This is a genomic window from Ruegeria sp. CDSC079 (assembly GCF_059610505.1).
In genome coordinates this window covers 24,359-40,199 of record NZ_JBXWNT010000005.1, presented here as the reverse complement: position 1 = coordinate 40,199, position 15,841 = coordinate 24,359, and the positions used below count along the sequence as shown (strand labels likewise).

Below are 15,841 nucleotides of genomic sequence, written 5' to 3'. Positions count from 1 at the left end.
TGGGTTTCTATTTAGCACTCGGAGGGAAAATGGAGCTGACGGGCAAAACAGCGCTCATCACAGGGGCTGCGGGCGGCATCGGATCTGCTATTGCACAGCGGATGCGGCAGGCAGGGGCACGGGTTGCGGTTGCGGACGTTTCGGTTGAGGGTATCGAGGCCGACGCCCATTTGCCCGGCGATTTGCGCGAGAGTGCTTATGCAGATGCATTGCCGCAACATGCGGCGGATGCGCTGGGCGGGCTGGATATAGTTGTCAACAATGCGGGGGTCATCACCCGCGGAGCGGTGACCGAGACCTCGGATACCGACTGGGCATTGTCGCTGGGCGTGAATGTCGAGGCGCCCTTTCGCATCTGTCGCGCCGCAATCCCGATCATGGCGGCACGTGGTGGTGGCGCCATCGTGAACACCGCATCATGCTGGGGCCTGCGCCCTGGGCCGAACCACGCGGTCTACTGCATGACCAAGGCAGCCATTGCGTCGTTGACACAATGCATGGGTATGGACCACGCGCATCAGGGCATCCGCATTAACGCCGTCTGCCCGAATGAAGTAAACACGCCGATGCTGCGGTCGGGGTTTGAAAAACGCGGCTTCGATCCGGATACTGCCGTGGCCGAGCTGGGCCGGACGGTGCCCTTGGGGCGTATCGCCGAGCCCGAGGATATTGCTGATGTGGTGATGTTTCTTGCCTCGGACGCCGCGCGCTATGTGTGCGGGGCATTGCTGGAAGTGAACGGAGGAAAACCGGTTTCATGACGCGATTTACCGGCAAAACCGCACTGGTTACGGGCGGGCGCAGCGGTATCGGATGCGCCATCGCGGAACGTTTGCAACACGAAGGTGCACGGGTCTTTACCGTGCAACGTGGGAGCGATCCGGAATTCGAAGGGTTCGAGGCCGATTTCAGAGATCCCCACAGCCCGCAAACGGTGGTCAATCAGGTCGTTGATCTGTCCGGGCGATTGGACATTCTGGTCAATAATGCAGGCATGATGCAGGAAGCCGGCGTCGAGCAGATGAGCCTTGCAGACTGGCAGCGCACGCTGACAGTCAACCTCACGGCCCCGTTCCTGCTGATCAAGGCGGCGCTGCCCCATCTGCGGCGGGCGGGCGGGGCGATTGTCAATATCGGCTCGATTGAGGGGCTGGGCAGCAATCCCGGCCATGCTGCCTATTGCGCATCCAAAGCCGGGTTGCATGGCCTGACACGAGCGGTGGCCGTGGATCATGGGGCAGAGGGCATTCGTTGCAACGCCGTGGCCCCTGGCTGGATCGACACCGAGTTGAACGTGGATTTCATCGCCTCAATGCCGGACCCGGAGACATTTCACGAGGATATCAAGCGCATACACCCCGTTGCCCGAACCGGAAGCCCGCAAGAGGTTGCGGCGCTGGTCGCCTTCCTGGCGTCGGATGATGCCAGCTTTATCACCGGGCAGGTCTACACAGTCGACGGAGGCCGCATGGCCAAGCTGAGCCTGCCCTGATCACTCGTCCCGCGCGCGCCATTCTTTCCAGCGCAGCACTGCATTGGCACCGATCTCTCGGAATGGTTTTGGGGGCAGGCGTTTGGGTTGATCCTGGGCGTCGAAATACCGGGTGATATTCGAGCTGTGGCCGCAGGTGCGTTCTGCTGCCGCGATACCGGTCAGGGTGCCGCGCGCCGTGCCTAGCCCATTCTGGACGCAGCCGGAAATCACGCCCTGTTCGACCTCTCGCGCGACGGAAACGCCGTTCAGGCTGAGGCAGAGATGACCGGCCCAGTGATATTGCATGTCCAGCCCCGCCAACTGCGGAAATCGCTGGTCGAATTTGCGCTGCATCACCCGCGAGGCGCGCGCCAGATCACCAGCAGTTGAGGTCATGCCCGGGCGCAGGGCCGCGCAGGTACGGGTTATGATCCGATTGCCGCCCTGCGCCGTATCAATGCGCCGCATCGTTGTACCCAACGGATCAGATGGTGTGACACTCCAGCGGGGTTGCCCCCCAAGCCGCGATAGCACTTCGGCGTCCAGCTCAGGGGTCATTGCGGCAAAAAGGAACAGTTGCATCAGTCGGTCGCGCTCGATCCCAAAGCTTTCCAGATGCCCGTTCACCGTTAGGATGACTGTACCAGTGCTGACGGTACCGCGCGCGGTTTTTACCAGCCACGCACCGCCTTGCTTCTCAAACCCGGTCACGCCAGAGCTCTCGTACAATGCAATGCCATCCTTGATCAGTCCCGCAGCCAGACCGCGAATATAGCCTGCTGGTTGCAACATAACCGTGCCGGGTGTGTATAGCCCCGACCGATAGTGGCGCGACCCTGTCAGGGCGTGCATCTGCTGTTGGTCGAGCATTTCACTGGTCTCACCCAAAGTGCTGAGATGATGCGCATAGCTGATATTATGTGCATGTCCCGCCGCGCTCACCGCTCCGTTAACCTTGCCAGCCGGATCAAAGAAATTCGGGTCGATCTGATATTGCTCGACCGCCGATCGGGCAAAATCAATTGCAAGTCGGTTTAATGTGATCATGGTGCGATCATCCCCCGGCCCGGAATAATTGTCCGAGGCCAGGTCATGTGGCAGATCGATCATAAAACCCGTATTGCGCCCCGCAGCCCCTTCGGCCACGCGGCCAGCCTCAAGCACGATGATCTTTGCGTCGCTTTGCAGCTGCCTCAAACGCTGTGCCGCTGACAGGCCTGCGAAACCGGCACCAACAATCACGACATCCGCCGTCAGATCACCATCCAGTTCTTGGGCTGGGGGTGGATCGCCTAATATGACGCTCCAGGCCGCAGGTCCGCGATGGACTGGCAGGGTTCGGGCGGCATAGCTGCTCAATCCACGGCCTCATCCGCATCGTCGGACAGGTCGACCCAGATGGTTTTTAGCTGGGTATACTGGTCATGCGCATGGATCGAGTTGTCGCGCCCACCAAAGCCAGACTGTTTATAACCGCCAAAGGGCGTGGTGATATCGCCCTCTCCAAAACTGTTTACAGTCACCGTTCCCGCCCGGATCATCCGCGCCCCGCGGATGGCGCGTTTCGCATTGGCTGTGAAGATCGACGCACACAAACCATACTCGGTATCGTTGGCGATCTTGATGGCCTCATCGAAGCTGGAAACCGTGATCACCGAAAGAATAGGACCAAAGATTTCGTCACGTGCCAGGATGGCGTCATTGCCAGCGAGTTCGACTACGGTGGCCTCGACAAAGCCATTGTCCGCTTTGCCTCCGATCACCACGTTTTCGGCCTGATCCAGATATCCGCAGATCTTATCGAAATGAGCTTCGCTGACCATTGCGCCCAATCGTGTTTCCGGGTTCAGAGGCTCGCCGACATTCCATTGCTTTACATGATGGGCGATGCGGTCGAGCAACTCGGCCTTTACGGCCTTGTGGACAATCAGGCGGGACGTGGCCGAGCAGTTCTCACCCATGTTCCAGAACGCACCATTGACGATATGTGCCGCCACGCGGTCCAGATTTTCTGCATCTTCCATCACAATGGCCGGATTCTTGCCGCCCATTTCAAGCACCACCTCTTTGGCGTTGCTTTCCGCCGAATAGCTCAGAAACCGTTTGCCAGTCACGGTTGAACCGGTGAAGGACACCATATCGATATCCATGTGCCGTCCGATAGGTTCGCCCACCTCGGCACCTGCGCCGGGGACGATGTTTAGGACGCCGCGTGGCAGACCGGCCTCCATCGCCAGTTCGGCCAGCCGCAATGCCGTCAGTGAAGTTTCCTCGGCCGGTTTCACAACCACCGAGCAGCCCGCAGCCAGAGCGGGCCCGATTTTCCATGCCAGCATCAGCAATGGGAAATTCCAGGGCAGGACTAGCCCGACAACGCCAATCGGCTCGCGCACGACCAAAGCGATGTGGTCGTCACTGGCGGGCGAGACCTGATCATAGATCTTGTCGATCGCCTCAGCATGCCATTTCAGGCAATGAATGGTCTCGGGCAGGTCGACGGTCTCACAGTCAAAGATGGTCTTGCCACTGTCGATACTTTCCATCACCGCCAGTTCACGTGCATTGCGTGTGATCAGTTTGGTCAACCGGATCAGCACATTTTTGCGCTCGGATGGGTGCAGCCTCGACCAGCGGCCATCTTCGAACGCTTCGCGCGCCTTCTCGACGGCGAAATCCACGTCCGCTACGCCGCAGGCGGCAATGTTGGCCAATTTCTTATTGGTCGCCGGGTTAACCGTTGTGAAGGACTGCCCGGAAATCGCCGGGCGATACGCGCCATCAATAAAGGCGCCGGTTGGCAAGGTCAGACCCGCGGCGATGGAGTCGTATTCGTCCTGCGTCAGCAATGTCATACCTTACCCCTCTGCCATGATGTCAGCGATTTTCTGTTTCAGCACGCGCGTCACTTGCTCTAGCGCGCGTTTGTCATCTTTGTTCAAAGATTTCAGCGGCGGCCGAACGATGCCCGCGTCAATCCCATTCATTGTGACACCATGCTTGATGGTCTGGATGAATTTGCCACCCTGTTCTAATACCCGCATCAAGGGCATCAGCGCCGACATGATCCGACGGCCCTTGGCAAAATCGCCCTCGATTACACAGGCCTGGTATAGCGCCACATGCTCGGCAGGCAGAAAGTTCGAGCCGCCACAGACCCAGAACGGCGCGCCCCAGGCAAAGAATTCCAGCGCCTGATCGTCCATACCGCATCCCAGTTGGATATGCGGATAGTCCCGCGCCAGAAGATGCACCCGGTTGATATCGCCCGAGCTTTCCTTGATGCCGCAGAAATTCCTGCTGCGCCCGACGCGGTCCAGGAATTCCTCGCCCATCATCGTGCCTGTGCGGTGAGGATAATTGTACAGCATTACCGGCAGGTCGGCGGCCTTGTCGATGGTCAGCGCATTCAGCGCATTTTCGCGGTCGGTGGGCACCGAATAGGGCGGGCTGGCCAACAGGATCGCATTCGCCCCGATTTCCTTTGCACCCGACGCCAGCGCAACCGAGTCCGACGTCAACATCGCGCCCGTGCCAACAACCAGAGGCAAACGGCCTTTCAGACGCAAATGGGTGAACCGCGCCAATTCGAGCCGTTCCTCCACGGTCTGCGCATAATTCTCACCTGTCGACCCGCCCGAGATTAGACCATGCACGCCATTCTTGATCAGAAGCTCGATCACCTGCGCCAGCGCGTCCCAGTTGACGCTGTCATCGGCCTGATAGGGCGTGACCACCGGGGTATAGACCCCCTCAAATCGGAAAATTGGATTCATTCCGTCCTCATGCAGGTTTCGAAAGCGGTGGGAGGCCCATTGGGACATCCAGCGCATCGGGCATCACGAACAGTTCGATCTGATCGCGTGACAAGTTCCAGTGATCTTCGGCCAGCTGCGCAGCAGCCGTTTCATTGCGTGTCTCTATGGCGTCGATGATGGCGTCGTGTTGCTGGCTTGCCTCGGACAGGTTTTCGACCATCCTGCCCGACTGTGGCCGGTAGAAGGTCATGCCGATACGGGCATGGTCAATCAGCAAACGGTTGAAAGAGGGCAATAGATAGACATTGCCCGACATTTCGCCGGTCACTTCGTGAAAGCGGTTATTGGCCAGGGCGCGCTCTTCGGCTGCCCCATCCCGCAGCGCGGCCTTGAATGCCTGCTGTGCGGTTTTCAGGGCTTCAATCTGCACAGGCTTTGCATTCGCCGCTGCCAGTCGCAGGATTGCACCATAGATCATCGGAGCGGCCAGAAAGAAATCGCGCAAGGTGGTATACGACATTTCGGACACGCGCGCGCTGCGGTTTGTTCGCAGGTCCAGATATCCTTCTCCGGCGAGTTGTCGGAACACTTCACGTAAAGGCGTTCTCGACAGGCCAAACGCATCGGACAGATGCACCTCGTCCAGATCGGTGCCAGGTTGCAGGCGCAAAGTCAGGATCGAGACCTTCAAGTGCTCGGCCAGCTGCGTTTTGCGGGTTTTTGCGACGTCCTTCATCCGGATCCTCCAGCCCAGCCAGCAAGAATCGATTGGGTTCGATTGCCTCCTTTTTGTATCCGAATAAAATACATATTGTATACATGGAAATTTCGTGCAGCATAATCCAACGACAAAGACTCAGCCAATCCGGCCGAACAAAGTGGAAAACCCTATGCCTCAGATGCGGCACATCACCATTGTTCTGATCGAGGAGTTCTCGCATCTCGCCTTTTCCTGTGCCGTCGAACCACTGCGGATCGCCAATCTGGTCAGTGAGAAAACGCTATATGATTGGACGCTGATATCGGAGGACGCAGAGCGTGCAGTATGTTCCAATAAGGTGGTGACACTTGTGCATGGCGGGTTGGGCGATATTCCAAAGACTGATCAGCTGTTTGTCTTGTCGGGCATCCACATGCGCAACCATGTCTCACGCGACCTTCTGGCGACGTTGCGACGCGAACGTGCGCGGGGCACGCCGATCGGGGCATTGTGTTCTGGTGCTTGGCTTCTAGCAGAGGCTGGATTTCTGGATGGCTCTCAGGCTGCGATCCACTGGGAATATCACGATGCGTTTATGGAAGCGTTCCCAGAGGTGAACCTTGTGCGCAGTGTCTTCGTGGCAGACGCGAAACACATCACGGCATCGGGTGGGACGGCAACTGCCGATCTTTTGCTGCATCTGATCGGACGCGATCACGGCGAGGAGCTGGCGATCGCGGTTGCAGACCAGATGGTGTATAATGCTGCCCGCAACGCAACGGCCAAACAAAGGGTATCATTGCAATCGCGCAACGGGATGCGTAACGCACATCTGGCTCGGGCTATCCATACCATGCGCGAATGCCTTGAAGCACCGATTTCTCCGTCAAAGATCGCGGATGATCTTGGCATATCCACGCGCCAGTTAGAGCGGTTATTTGGTAAGTATCTCAACACTTCGCCCAAAAAATACTTTATGGAATTGCGCCTGGAACGCGCGCAAAAGCTTTTGCTTCAGACCGAAGCATCTGTCACCGAGGTCGCGTTGGCTTGTGGCTTTGAAAATCCCGGCCATTTCTCGCGGGTTTATCGATCCAGTTTTGGTGTCACACCGCATTCGCAAAAAAGCAAAATCGATTGACGGAAGGCGGCGGGGGGAGCTGCTCTGCCCTAGGGCGAGCCCGGCCCGGCAGGCGCTCACCCCCTAGTCCCGCTTGTACCCCCTCGTTAAATTCAAACTCGTAAACTGATCAGCAGGATTGACTGTTTGTATTTGGTAAAAAGGGCACAAATTCTGCAAGATCGTGTCAGATGTAAGGGGGTTTAGGGCGATATAAAGGCCCAGATTTCTGCAAAAAATGCGGCTCAAATCCCACACAATTAATAGCTCAAATAGCCAAGTTTGTCCTTGAGTTTGCGTTACATATGAAAAATGGCTTTTAAGTTTAGCCAAAATACCGGGTATACTTACAAACTATGGCAGAGATTCACATCGGGATGCATTTTCGAACCCCCATGTTCCCTTCAGCAACCAAAGCCGGAGGCCATGCATGAATTTCGAAACTTACCAGCCGGTCGTGACACCTGTCCCGCCAGTCATACCCGTAGACGTGCGCGAGGATCAGATTACTCAGGCCTCGCAGGCGGCCAGTTCAGCATTTGAAAAGATATCCGCCACGGCAATATTTGAGGTGGATACAGTCACTGATACTCAGAAGCGCATACTTGCGATCTTTCGCTGGTATTTTCTGGCGGCCTATTGCACGCGGATGTTGTCTGGGGCAACGCATCGGCTGGATCATTTGACGATGCAAGTAGGCATGGATGTATACAGTGCGGTTGGTATGATTTTGTCCCGCGATGAGATCGAGTATTCGAGAAACCTGATTGAAAAAATGCCGGATTCTGCGGCTGATGCCCGGATGAAGGCGATTGGTGCGCGGGGGCACAAGGCAGGTTGGATCGCGGCCAATCAATATAAACAGGGCAGAGGCATGCCCTCAGAGATCAAGGTCGCTCTGTCGGGTGCTTTGGCGGCTGTGGATCGTTTGAATTGAACAGCGGTCCCAATTTGACATGAATTTACAAGTGTAGGTGAATTTGCCTCGCATCAGGCAGGTGCGCGCCTTTCGTTGAAGCTCAGGTCGAAGGGTAGGAATGCTGCCCATTCACAGTAGGGGATTGAAAACCGTACCAAATCACTACATTCACCCCTGATAGATCCAACAGGTTAATGCTACATGCCCCTTTCAAGAAGATTGCTAGCCTATGGCTCGGTTCCCGTGGTTGCGATTGTATGCTTTGCCGTTTGGTATACCAGTATCGGTTCCAAACCAGGTCCTGAGTTTGTCCGGCTGGATGGTGGAGAATTCCTGATGGGCTCACAAAACTTTCAAGCGGAAGAGACTCCGGTCCATCCAGTGAATGTCAGGTCCTTTGACATTACGCGGACAGAAATTACCAACGACCAATTTGCGAATTTTGTCGAAGAAACCGGGTATCAGACAACGGCAGAGCGTGGCTTGTCGGCGGAGGATTTCCCGGGTCTGCCTGCAGATTTGCTTGAGCCTGGGTCGATGGTCTTCGCCCAGCCTAAGGAAGCGGTGTCGCTGAATAATCCCAACGCATGGTGGCGCTATGTCAAAGGTGCAAGCTGGCAACACCCGGCAGGACCGGGCAGTTCAATTGCGGAACTGGGCGACCATCCGGTGGTGCATGTGTCACCCGAGGATGCCGCAGAATTTGCGGAGTGGATTGGAGGTCGTCTGCCGACCGAGGCCGAATGGGAATTTGCAGCTCGCGGCGGGATCGAAGGCGCCGACTACACCTGGGGTGACAGCTATGATCCCAGCAATGGGTGGAAGGCAAACACCTGGCAAGGACAGTTCCCAAGCGAAAACATGGCTGACGATGGCCATGTCGGAACCGCACCCGTAGCTTCATATGTGGCCAATGGCTACGGCCTGTATGACATGGCGGGCAATGTCTGGGAGCACGTGGCCGACTGGTGGGTGCCGGGGCACATTCCTGGTGACCAAATTGATCCTACCGGCCCGGAAAAGGCCTTTGCCGCCCAGTTCGGTAGCGCATCGATGGGTGCAATGCGATTGGTCAAAGGGGGCTCATGGCTTTGCGCGCCGAATTTCTGTCTGCGTTACCGACCTGCTGCGCGGCAGCCGGTTGAGATGTCGTTGGGCAGCAATCATGTCGGATTTCGCGTTGTCCGCGATGTAGACTAACCGCCGGGTATTCCGGTCATGCGGCGGGTTTATTCCGCCCCGTACCGGTGACACAATCGATTCCAGAACATATCAAGCGCGGCAAATTTGACGCCCATGCGACGGGCAGCGCATATGTTCCAGGTCAGAGGTTGCGTGGTCCGTATCTCTTTCAACATCCCCAATTTCAGGTGCTGATCAAAATCTTCCTTCATTCCTCCGGCAATCAGGTCTGCTCTGCAGGCCATATCGGCAACTAAAGAGAAATCGTCACTTTCGATCTGGGGCAATCGGTCAACAATATGCCAGGCTTTCTCGTCATTCTCCAGAGTGGCGGCAATGGCAGAGCGCCAGTGGCGATGCATATGCGCAGTTATTAACGGATGCCGAAACACCTCCGCGATTGAGACCGGAGTTGCCTGATGAATGGGATGGTCGGGGCGAGCGCAGAAGAAAACGGGTTCCTTTCGAACGACCTGAATGTCCAGATCGCTTAGGTTGGGCGTGTGCGTAAGATCGCAAACCGCCACGTCCAGACGCCCTATCCGCAATGCTTCGAGGGGTTCCATGGTGGCCCGCACATCAACGCGGACGCGAAGATCTGGCCAGTTATCAAGCAGCTCTGCCAGAAGCGGCGTGATGATCGTCCGGGTCGTCAGGGGGCCGCAACCGATATTCAGCACCTCCGGGCCGACCGAACGCAGCCGTTTGACTCCTGCTTCAAACTGGCTGGTCGCATTGTGCAGCGCGTCCAGAAGTTGCAGAAAGCGTTTCCCCGCCGGTCTGATGGTTGCGCCGCGGCCTGTCCGTTCGAATAGCGTCTGACCGGCATAAGCTTCTGCCTGGCCGATATAGCGTGAGAAACTTGCCGGAGAGGTTCCGATTGCATCCGCTGCCACGCGAAAGTTGCCGTGTCTGGCCAATGAGCGCACCGCATCTATGGCTTTGGAATCAATCATTTACACCCTCGTTCCAATATTCAGAACGCTCATACCAAATGATGGAATGGTCGTCTCTTTCTGTAGCCGGAATTGTCGTTTCCTGCGACATTATTGTCGACCGTGGCACGACGCCCCGGACTTCCCACATAACGGAGGATTCAATGGTTCCTTTAAGGAATATATTAGCTGTGCTTGGCGCTTCGGCGTTATCAACGACTGCAGCACTTGCCGATTCTGAGGATACACGCCCAAACGTTCTTATTCTAATCGCAGATGACATGGGGTTTTCCGATGTTGGCGCATTTGGCAGTGAAATCGAAACGCCCTCGATCGACCAACTGGCAGATGACGGTATGCTGTTCACCAATTTCCACGTCGGTGCGTCTTGCTCGCCCACTCGGACTATGCTGATCAGCGGTGTCGACAACCATCTCGCAGGCCTCGGCAATATGTTAGAGATTCAGGCCGATAACCAATTCGGCAAGCCTGGCTATGAAGGTCATTTGAACGACAAAGTTGTTGCGTTGCCGCGTCTGTTGCGCGACGCAGGATACCACACCTATATGACCGGCAAATGGCACCTAGGTCATGAGCCTGGCACGATCGCTTATGACCGCGGATTTGAGAAATCCTTTATGCTGGGCGAAAGCGGTGCGGATAACTGGGTCGAGCAGCCCTATGCCCCGTTCTATACGCGGGTGCACTATTACGAGGACGACAAGCTTGTCAGCCTGCCAACGGACGACTACTTCTCGTCCGATTTTTATACCCAAACGATGATCGATTACATCGACAGCAACCTGGATGACGGTAAACCATTTTTGGCCTGGGTCGGGTATCAGGCCGTCCATTATCCTCATCAGGCGCCAAAAGAATTCATCGACAAATATGACGGCGTTTATGACGAAGGGTTCGAGGCCCTGCGGGTTTCGCGTCTGAAAAAGCAGAAGGAACTTGGGCTGATCTCTCCGGATGTGGAATTGGACCCGGAGTTTGCGAAAACCTCTTATGAACCGTGGCAGATGCCGGATTGGGAAAAGCTTAACGACGAAGAAAAAGCATTCAACGCGCGACGGATGCAGACCTATGCCGGAATGCTGGACAATATGGATGTCAATATCGGCAGGATTCTGAGCTATCTGGATGAAAAAGGTATTGCGGACAACACCATCGTCATTTTCCTTGCGGATAACGGCCCGGATCCGAACCAGTTGCCGCTGTCTGAAGCCTATCGTGATTGGTACAAAGCCCATTACGACAAGGTCTATATCGAGGATTTTGACGGCGATTATTCGGATATGGGGCAGCAGGGTGTCTATGCTGATTACGGCCCAGGCTGGGCGGCAGCCGCAGCGGTTCCGGGCAGCTACTTTAAGACATTCTCGACCGAGGGTGGTTTGCGTGTCCCTTTGATCGTGAAATTCCCGGGTGTTGTCGAGCCCGGATCGCAAGTCGATAAATTTGCCTTTGTTCGCGATATCGTTCCAACACTTCTTGACGTTGCCGGCGTAGACGTTCCCGGACCGGTCTATGACGGTCGCGAAATTTATACGCCAGACGGTATCAGTATGATGCCGGTCCTGAAGGGTGAGACGGAAACCGTGCGCGACGATAACAACCCGGTCGGATATGAGCTTGCAGGGTCCTCAGCAGTATTCCAGGGCAAATATAAACTGATGCAGAATCTGGCCCCTAAAGGCACAGGCGAATGGGAACTGTTTGATATCGAAGCTGATCCGTCGGAATTACACAATCTGGCGGACCAGATGCCCGAGCGTGTCGCAGCGATGCAGGCCTATTTTGAGGACTATGCAAAAAGGGTAAATCTTGTGCCTGTTCCAGAAGGCTATAACCCTCTGGAGCAGACGGTCGTCAACGCCAAGCGCAGTGGCGCGCATTAACTGAAATGTCATCGCGCCGTTTCGGGACGGAAACGGCGCGATGCGTATATTTGAAAAAGGCACAGTGCTGGTTGGTCCGCCGATAGATATGTGGCGCTACTGCGGGTGCAGCCACTGTTTGCCGCAAGCACACGCCCATGGAACAGGCCGGTGCATTGTTAGGAGGAGATGCGGGTTATTGCCCTGTGATTTCCGTGCAAGTTCCTTTGCCCCAACCGGTTCTACTACCAGAGGCAGAGAAATCGAACGTGCCTTTCTGGGGGTGGACGTTATAACTCAGCGTGTGATCCTCGCCGATATACAGGTAGGTCAAGGTATCGAGCCCCGGGAAAACATCGACCTCTTTGTCGATGTCACCGATCTTGATACGACCTTTGTTTTGATCTTCATATTTGATCAGTTTCGCAGCCATTTCGGGATGCTGTTCGTCTGGCGACTGACATTCAAACACCCGCTCTTCTGCAAGCGCCGTGAAGGGCATAAATATAAGAAGAATGGCCAACTTTTTCATTTGATCTCACCTAGAGCAGATTCGTTTCGAACGCCGCAGCTAGGTGTGATTTCTGTCATAAATTTGCTGAAATTCTGGCCAGACTGTGCCTTGGGCACAACCAAAGAAAATATAGGTGTTGGACCGTCTGCAAAATCAAGATTCTAGCGTCTCGGCAAGAAGCCTGTGGCAAAGATCGCATCCCAGAACAGAATGCAGGTCGGCTCCACTGAGCATTGCATTCACTACCAATCAAATCTCTCATAAGTATCTGTTTCAATACAAGTAATATTTGCATCTCCGAGGGTTGAGATCGGCTCGTCCAGAACATCCACCTCTGGGGCATTGTCGGTCGAATGGATAGCATCCCAAGGCAGGGTTCCAGGAGTACTCGAGTACAGCGCTTCGTAAGCCAGTTCTTCGTCCAAAGAATTCCCTGGGCTGACAGGGTCGTCACCGACGGTCAGGGCAAATGGGTTTTCCGAAGTGATGAGAGTGCCGGCGCTGTCTATGTCTGACACAACGATCTGACCATGAATTACGCCCTCGAAACCTACTGGCGGGGAAAGCTCCAGGTGGTTCAGGTTACAACCCGACAAATCCACCGGATCACCATTGGTGATCACCGAATGCTCACCACTGATTATCAGGGTATTTGCCGGTAACCCTTCCAGTGTAACATTCGCCTGATCAGACGCATGCGACACCTGGATGCCAACTTGGATCGCGTCGTCCTTGGGAACCGACAAACCGGGATCGGCCTGCATCACCTCACGGCCATCGGTATCCGGACCGTCCCATTCCAGCTTCAGCCCCGCATGGCCGTGGTTCTCGACATATCGGACTTCGATGCTATAAGTCCCAGGCTCAAGGTTGACCTCTTCTGAATACGTGCGAAACCCATGTGGCTTATCGTACTCGATGATCTTTGTTCCATCGATGAAAACAGCAATCCCATCATCTGCTCCGGCAAAGAAAGTATAGCTGCCCCCTTCCTCGACAGTGAAGGACCCTTCCAGCCTGGCACCGAATGTGTCGGAGGATCCGCCTTCCCAGAATGAGTCTTTTCCAAGTTCGTAGTCGATTTTGGAAACAACTTCCTGATGAGTCGGGGCTGAGTTCCAGTCGATTTGATCCATTCGGGTCAGTCTCTGGTCTACATCGTAGTAACTTGCATGAAAACCAGTTTGCATCTCGGCGCTCGGGGCAGGGGGCTGTGCTCCGCTCTCATATGGTGCCGAAGGTTGGTTCGGATCAGCAGGCGATTCAGGCTGAACCGGACCGAGACCATCTGGCTGAAACTCTGCCTTTTCCGAAATGGGATCTTGGGCATCACTCCCATCAGGAAGTTTTGCATCTGGTTCAGGCTCGTCAGGCTCGCTCTCGGTGACTTGGGGCTGGTCCCCATCTGTGCCGGCGGAAATACGGGGATCGACCATGTCCGCGACATTGACGGTAAAGCTTTCGGTCAGAGTAAGACCGCCCTCGTCAATGACAGTTACATCCACCGTTACAGATGAGGCCTCTTCGTGATCAAGCGCCACATCAGGTTTTAGCCGCAACTGGTTGTCGACAACCTCGAACCGGTCATCAGAGACTTCAAACCGATGCGAGCCGCCAAGGTCAGGGTCGTCAAAAGAGATTTTTCCAACAACGGCACCTTCAACATTCTCGGCCACCGTTAGCTCGGCCGCAGTCAGAGTAATGTTGTCGACAAGCGCGCCATAGCTGTCATTTTGGTTTGCAGCTTCCCTCAGCTCCAGGTTGTCCTGACCGGTTCCAACCACCTGAAGGTCGAATGTTTGCCATTCGGCGGATTGAGGATCAAGCTCCGCGACCAAATTGCCATTCCAGTAGACCTCAACCGTGTCCGTTCCACCTGCAAGGCGTTCGCGCAGGTCGATGCCAAGATCATAAAGCTGGCCTGCCTCGGTTTCGACGACCTGAGAGATGCTGTCTACGCCGCGCGCATGGTCCATTTCCATTAGTTGATCACCCTCAGAAGCCTGGGTTCCGCCGAGACGGTCCCAGATTTCGATCCCGTTTGCGTCGGTCCAGGCGCCGCTATCGTCGCCGTCAAATCCCCGCCAGCGACCTTCATCAAGGTCAAACTCTTCGAAACTACCGTTGTGGATCAGGTTTTCAGTGTCATTGCCAAGGCTAAGATCTGTGGGTCCTTCGTTGATGTCTTTGATGTTGATGACAAAAGACTCGGTCACGCTCAGCCCTTCAGAATCGGTGGCGGTGACCTGCAGGTCGATCTGAGCGGTCTCTTCGTGATCAAACTGCATCCCGGGTTTCACGCGAAGCTCTCCATTGAAGACCTCGAACCGGTCATCTGACACTTCGAATACGTGGGCATCTTCCGCGTCCGGGTCGATCGCCTCGATTCGGCCAATAATCGCACCGGTGACGTTTTCCGATATTGTGGTATCGTTCAGCGCGATACCTACTGGGCCTTCATTCACGTCGAGAACATCAACCGTGAATCTTTCCGTCAGGCCCAACCCGCCGGCATCGGTGACTGTGACATCCACCTCGACCTGCGCCGCCTCCTCATGATCCAGCGAGAGGCCGGGTTTTAGCTGTAGCTGACCGTCGACAATTTCGAAGCGGGCATCCGAGACTTCGAATGTATGTGTTTCCCCGTCATTCGGGTCCACAACCGAAAGGGTTCCGACCACGCCGCCCACTGCATTTTCGGCTATAGTCGTGCCGTCCAACAAGATTTCTTCGGGGGCGTCGTTCACGTCCGGCTCCGAAAAATCTGGAGACTGTCCGGCAGTTTTCTGGAATGAAATCGGCTGACTTGCTTCCGCCGCTTGCAGAGCCAGTGGGTCAATTTCAATGGCCTGTTGTAGCTCGAAAGGAGTTTGGGCGGGCATGTTCCCTTCGAGAGGCGGGGTATGCACCGCGGGTGTGTCCGCTGTGTCCTCAGACTGCAAAGGCTGCGCGGCACTTGAGGATCCAGTTGTGCTGAAATTGGATAGGCTCTGGTCGGTTGGTGCCTCGAAACTTTCAACCGCGGTTGGCGCGGTTACGTTCAGCGTTTCAATCGACTCTTCAAAGCGCGCGCGGTCTTCCAGCGCGCCGGATTGTTGCTCGCCGGTATGCAATGTACTGCGGCTGGGATCGTCAGAGGTGTTGACAGTATTGCGCGATAGATGAGCGGCGATTTCATGCGTTTCGTCGTGTTCGGCCTGCAGTGTTTTCGCCCGAAATTCCGGATTGTCTTTCATATTGCTCATCGCGTGACACCTCAGGAAATTTGTTGATTCACGTCACCTTTTACCATGCAGGTGTTCAGCGAAGGTCAATTAAACCTTTAAATTTTAAGAGAAAATATCCTCTCTCACGGCGCT

The 15,841-nt window shown here is 55.5% G+C and carries 13 protein-coding genes; 6 read left to right on the top strand and 7 right to left on the bottom strand.

From position 1 onward, the window contains the following. The first annotated feature begins 29 nt into the window (after window positions 1-29). Window positions 30-761: an SDR family NAD(P)-dependent oxidoreductase gene (locus AC2FIC_RS10425; protein ID WP_271948145.1), complete on the top strand. Its 732-nt coding sequence runs from the start codon at window positions 30-32 to the stop codon at window positions 759-761. Continuing rightward, window positions 758-1,492, top strand: coding sequence for an SDR family NAD(P)-dependent oxidoreductase (locus tag AC2FIC_RS10420; RefSeq protein WP_496688708.1), 735 nt, complete (start codon window positions 758-760; stop codon window positions 1,490-1,492). Before AC2FIC_RS10425 ends, AC2FIC_RS10420 begins: the two co-directional genes overlap by 4 nt. Here AC2FIC_RS10420 and AC2FIC_RS10415 read toward each other — a convergent pair whose 3' ends face one another. Genes AC2FIC_RS10415 through AC2FIC_RS10400 form a run of 4 tightly spaced genes read right to left on the bottom strand, consistent with a single transcriptional unit; the run spans window position 1,493 to window position 5,965 of the window. Continuing rightward, window positions 1,493-2,833: an NAD(P)/FAD-dependent oxidoreductase gene (locus AC2FIC_RS10415; protein ID WP_282021560.1), complete on the bottom strand. Its 1,341-nt coding sequence runs from the start codon at window positions 2,831-2,833 to the stop codon at window positions 1,493-1,495. It abuts the gene before it with no gap. Continuing rightward, window positions 2,830-4,326 carry an aldehyde dehydrogenase gene (locus AC2FIC_RS10410; protein WP_496691670.1) on the bottom strand — a complete coding sequence of 499 codons (1,497 nt, stop codon included), beginning with the start codon at window positions 4,324-4,326 and terminating at the stop codon, window positions 2,830-2,832. The genes AC2FIC_RS10415 and AC2FIC_RS10410 overlap by 4 nt, the downstream gene beginning before the upstream one ends. Before the next feature lie 3 nt (window positions 4,327-4,329). Then, complete coding sequence (locus AC2FIC_RS10405; RefSeq protein ID WP_496691669.1) at window positions 4,330-5,247, bottom strand: dihydrodipicolinate synthase family protein; 918 nt, start codon at window positions 5,245-5,247, stop codon at window positions 4,330-4,332. A gap of 7 nt (window positions 5,248-5,254) precedes the next feature. After that, complete coding sequence (locus AC2FIC_RS10400; RefSeq protein ID WP_496691668.1) at window positions 5,255-5,965, bottom strand: GntR family transcriptional regulator; 711 nt, start codon at window positions 5,963-5,965, stop codon at window positions 5,255-5,257. A 154-nt stretch (window positions 5,966-6,119) separates the two neighbouring features. Here AC2FIC_RS10400 and AC2FIC_RS10395 point away from each other — a divergent pair, with 154 nt between their 5' ends. The 3 genes from AC2FIC_RS10395 (at window position 6,120) to AC2FIC_RS10385 (ending at window position 9,168) form a co-directional block, all read left to right on the top strand. Then, on the top strand, window positions 6,120-7,070 hold the full coding sequence (locus AC2FIC_RS10395) for a GlxA family transcriptional regulator (RefSeq protein WP_496691667.1): 951 nt from the start codon (window positions 6,120-6,122) through the stop codon (window positions 7,068-7,070). 409 nt (window positions 7,071-7,479) lie between these two features. Continuing rightward, window positions 7,480-7,986: a hypothetical protein gene (locus AC2FIC_RS10390; protein ID WP_496691666.1), complete on the top strand. Its 507-nt coding sequence runs from the start codon at window positions 7,480-7,482 to the stop codon at window positions 7,984-7,986. A 183-nt stretch (window positions 7,987-8,169) separates the two neighbouring features. Then, window positions 8,170-9,168 (top strand): formylglycine-generating enzyme family protein, encoded by a 999-nt coding sequence (locus AC2FIC_RS10385; RefSeq protein WP_496691665.1) that lies wholly within the window; start codon window positions 8,170-8,172, stop codon window positions 9,166-9,168. A gap of 29 nt (window positions 9,169-9,197) precedes the next feature. Here AC2FIC_RS10385 and AC2FIC_RS10380 read toward each other — a convergent pair whose 3' ends face one another. Continuing rightward, entirely contained in the window at window positions 9,198-10,106 is a 909-nt protein-coding gene (locus AC2FIC_RS10380) for a LysR family transcriptional regulator (RefSeq protein WP_496691664.1), read from the bottom strand. Between the two features lie 143 nt (window positions 10,107-10,249). Here AC2FIC_RS10380 and AC2FIC_RS10375 point away from each other — a divergent pair, with 143 nt between their 5' ends. Continuing rightward, on the top strand, window positions 10,250-11,989 hold the full coding sequence (locus AC2FIC_RS10375; RefSeq protein ID WP_496691663.1) for an arylsulfatase: 1,740 nt from the start codon (window positions 10,250-10,252) through the stop codon (window positions 11,987-11,989). 175 nt (window positions 11,990-12,164) lie between these two features. Here the strand turns inward: AC2FIC_RS10375 and AC2FIC_RS10370 are convergent, their stop codons facing one another. Together AC2FIC_RS10370 and AC2FIC_RS10365 are read right to left on the bottom strand one after the other, a co-directional pair. Next, window positions 12,165-12,500: a hypothetical protein gene (locus tag AC2FIC_RS10370; RefSeq protein ID WP_142635900.1), complete on the bottom strand. Its 336-nt coding sequence runs from the start codon at window positions 12,498-12,500 to the stop codon at window positions 12,165-12,167. A 224-nt stretch (window positions 12,501-12,724) separates the two neighbouring features. Beyond that, window positions 12,725-15,727: a PA14 domain-containing protein gene (locus AC2FIC_RS10365; RefSeq protein ID WP_496691662.1), complete on the bottom strand. Its 3,003-nt coding sequence runs from the start codon at window positions 15,725-15,727 to the stop codon at window positions 12,725-12,727. Between the last annotated feature and the right edge of the window lie 114 nt (window positions 15,728-15,841).

Coding starts and splice junctions, on each gene's coding strand:
- AC2FIC_RS10410 (WP_496691670.1), bottom strand. CDS start 4,326: ATGACATTGCTGACGCAGGACGAATACGACTCCATCGCCGCGGGTCTG.
- AC2FIC_RS10385 (WP_496691665.1), top strand. CDS start 8,170: ATGCCCCTTTCAAGAAGATTGCTAGCCTATGGCTCGGTTCCCGTGGTT.
- AC2FIC_RS10375 (WP_496691663.1), top strand. CDS start 10,250: ATGGTTCCTTTAAGGAATATATTAGCTGTGCTTGGCGCTTCGGCGTTA.
- AC2FIC_RS10420 (WP_496688708.1), top strand. CDS start 758: ATGACGCGATTTACCGGCAAAACCGCACTGGTTACGGGCGGGCGCAGC.
- AC2FIC_RS10390 (WP_496691666.1), top strand. CDS start 7,480: ATGAATTTCGAAACTTACCAGCCGGTCGTGACACCTGTCCCGCCAGTC.
- AC2FIC_RS10405 (WP_496691669.1), bottom strand. CDS start 5,247: ATGAATCCAATTTTCCGATTTGAGGGGGTCTATACCCCGGTGGTCACG.
- AC2FIC_RS10425 (WP_271948145.1), top strand. CDS start 30: ATGGAGCTGACGGGCAAAACAGCGCTCATCACAGGGGCTGCGGGCGGC.
- AC2FIC_RS10365 (WP_496691662.1), bottom strand. CDS start 15,727: ATGAGCAATATGAAAGACAATCCGGAATTTCGGGCGAAAACACTGCAG.
- AC2FIC_RS10380 (WP_496691664.1), bottom strand. CDS start 10,106: ATGATTGATTCCAAAGCCATAGATGCGGTGCGCTCATTGGCCAGACAC.
- AC2FIC_RS10370 (WP_142635900.1), bottom strand. CDS start 12,500: ATGAAAAAGTTGGCCATTCTTCTTATATTTATGCCCTTCACGGCGCTT.
- AC2FIC_RS10395 (WP_496691667.1), top strand. CDS start 6,120: ATGCCTCAGATGCGGCACATCACCATTGTTCTGATCGAGGAGTTCTCG.
- AC2FIC_RS10400 (WP_496691668.1), bottom strand. CDS start 5,965: ATGAAGGACGTCGCAAAAACCCGCAAAACGCAGCTGGCCGAGCACTTG.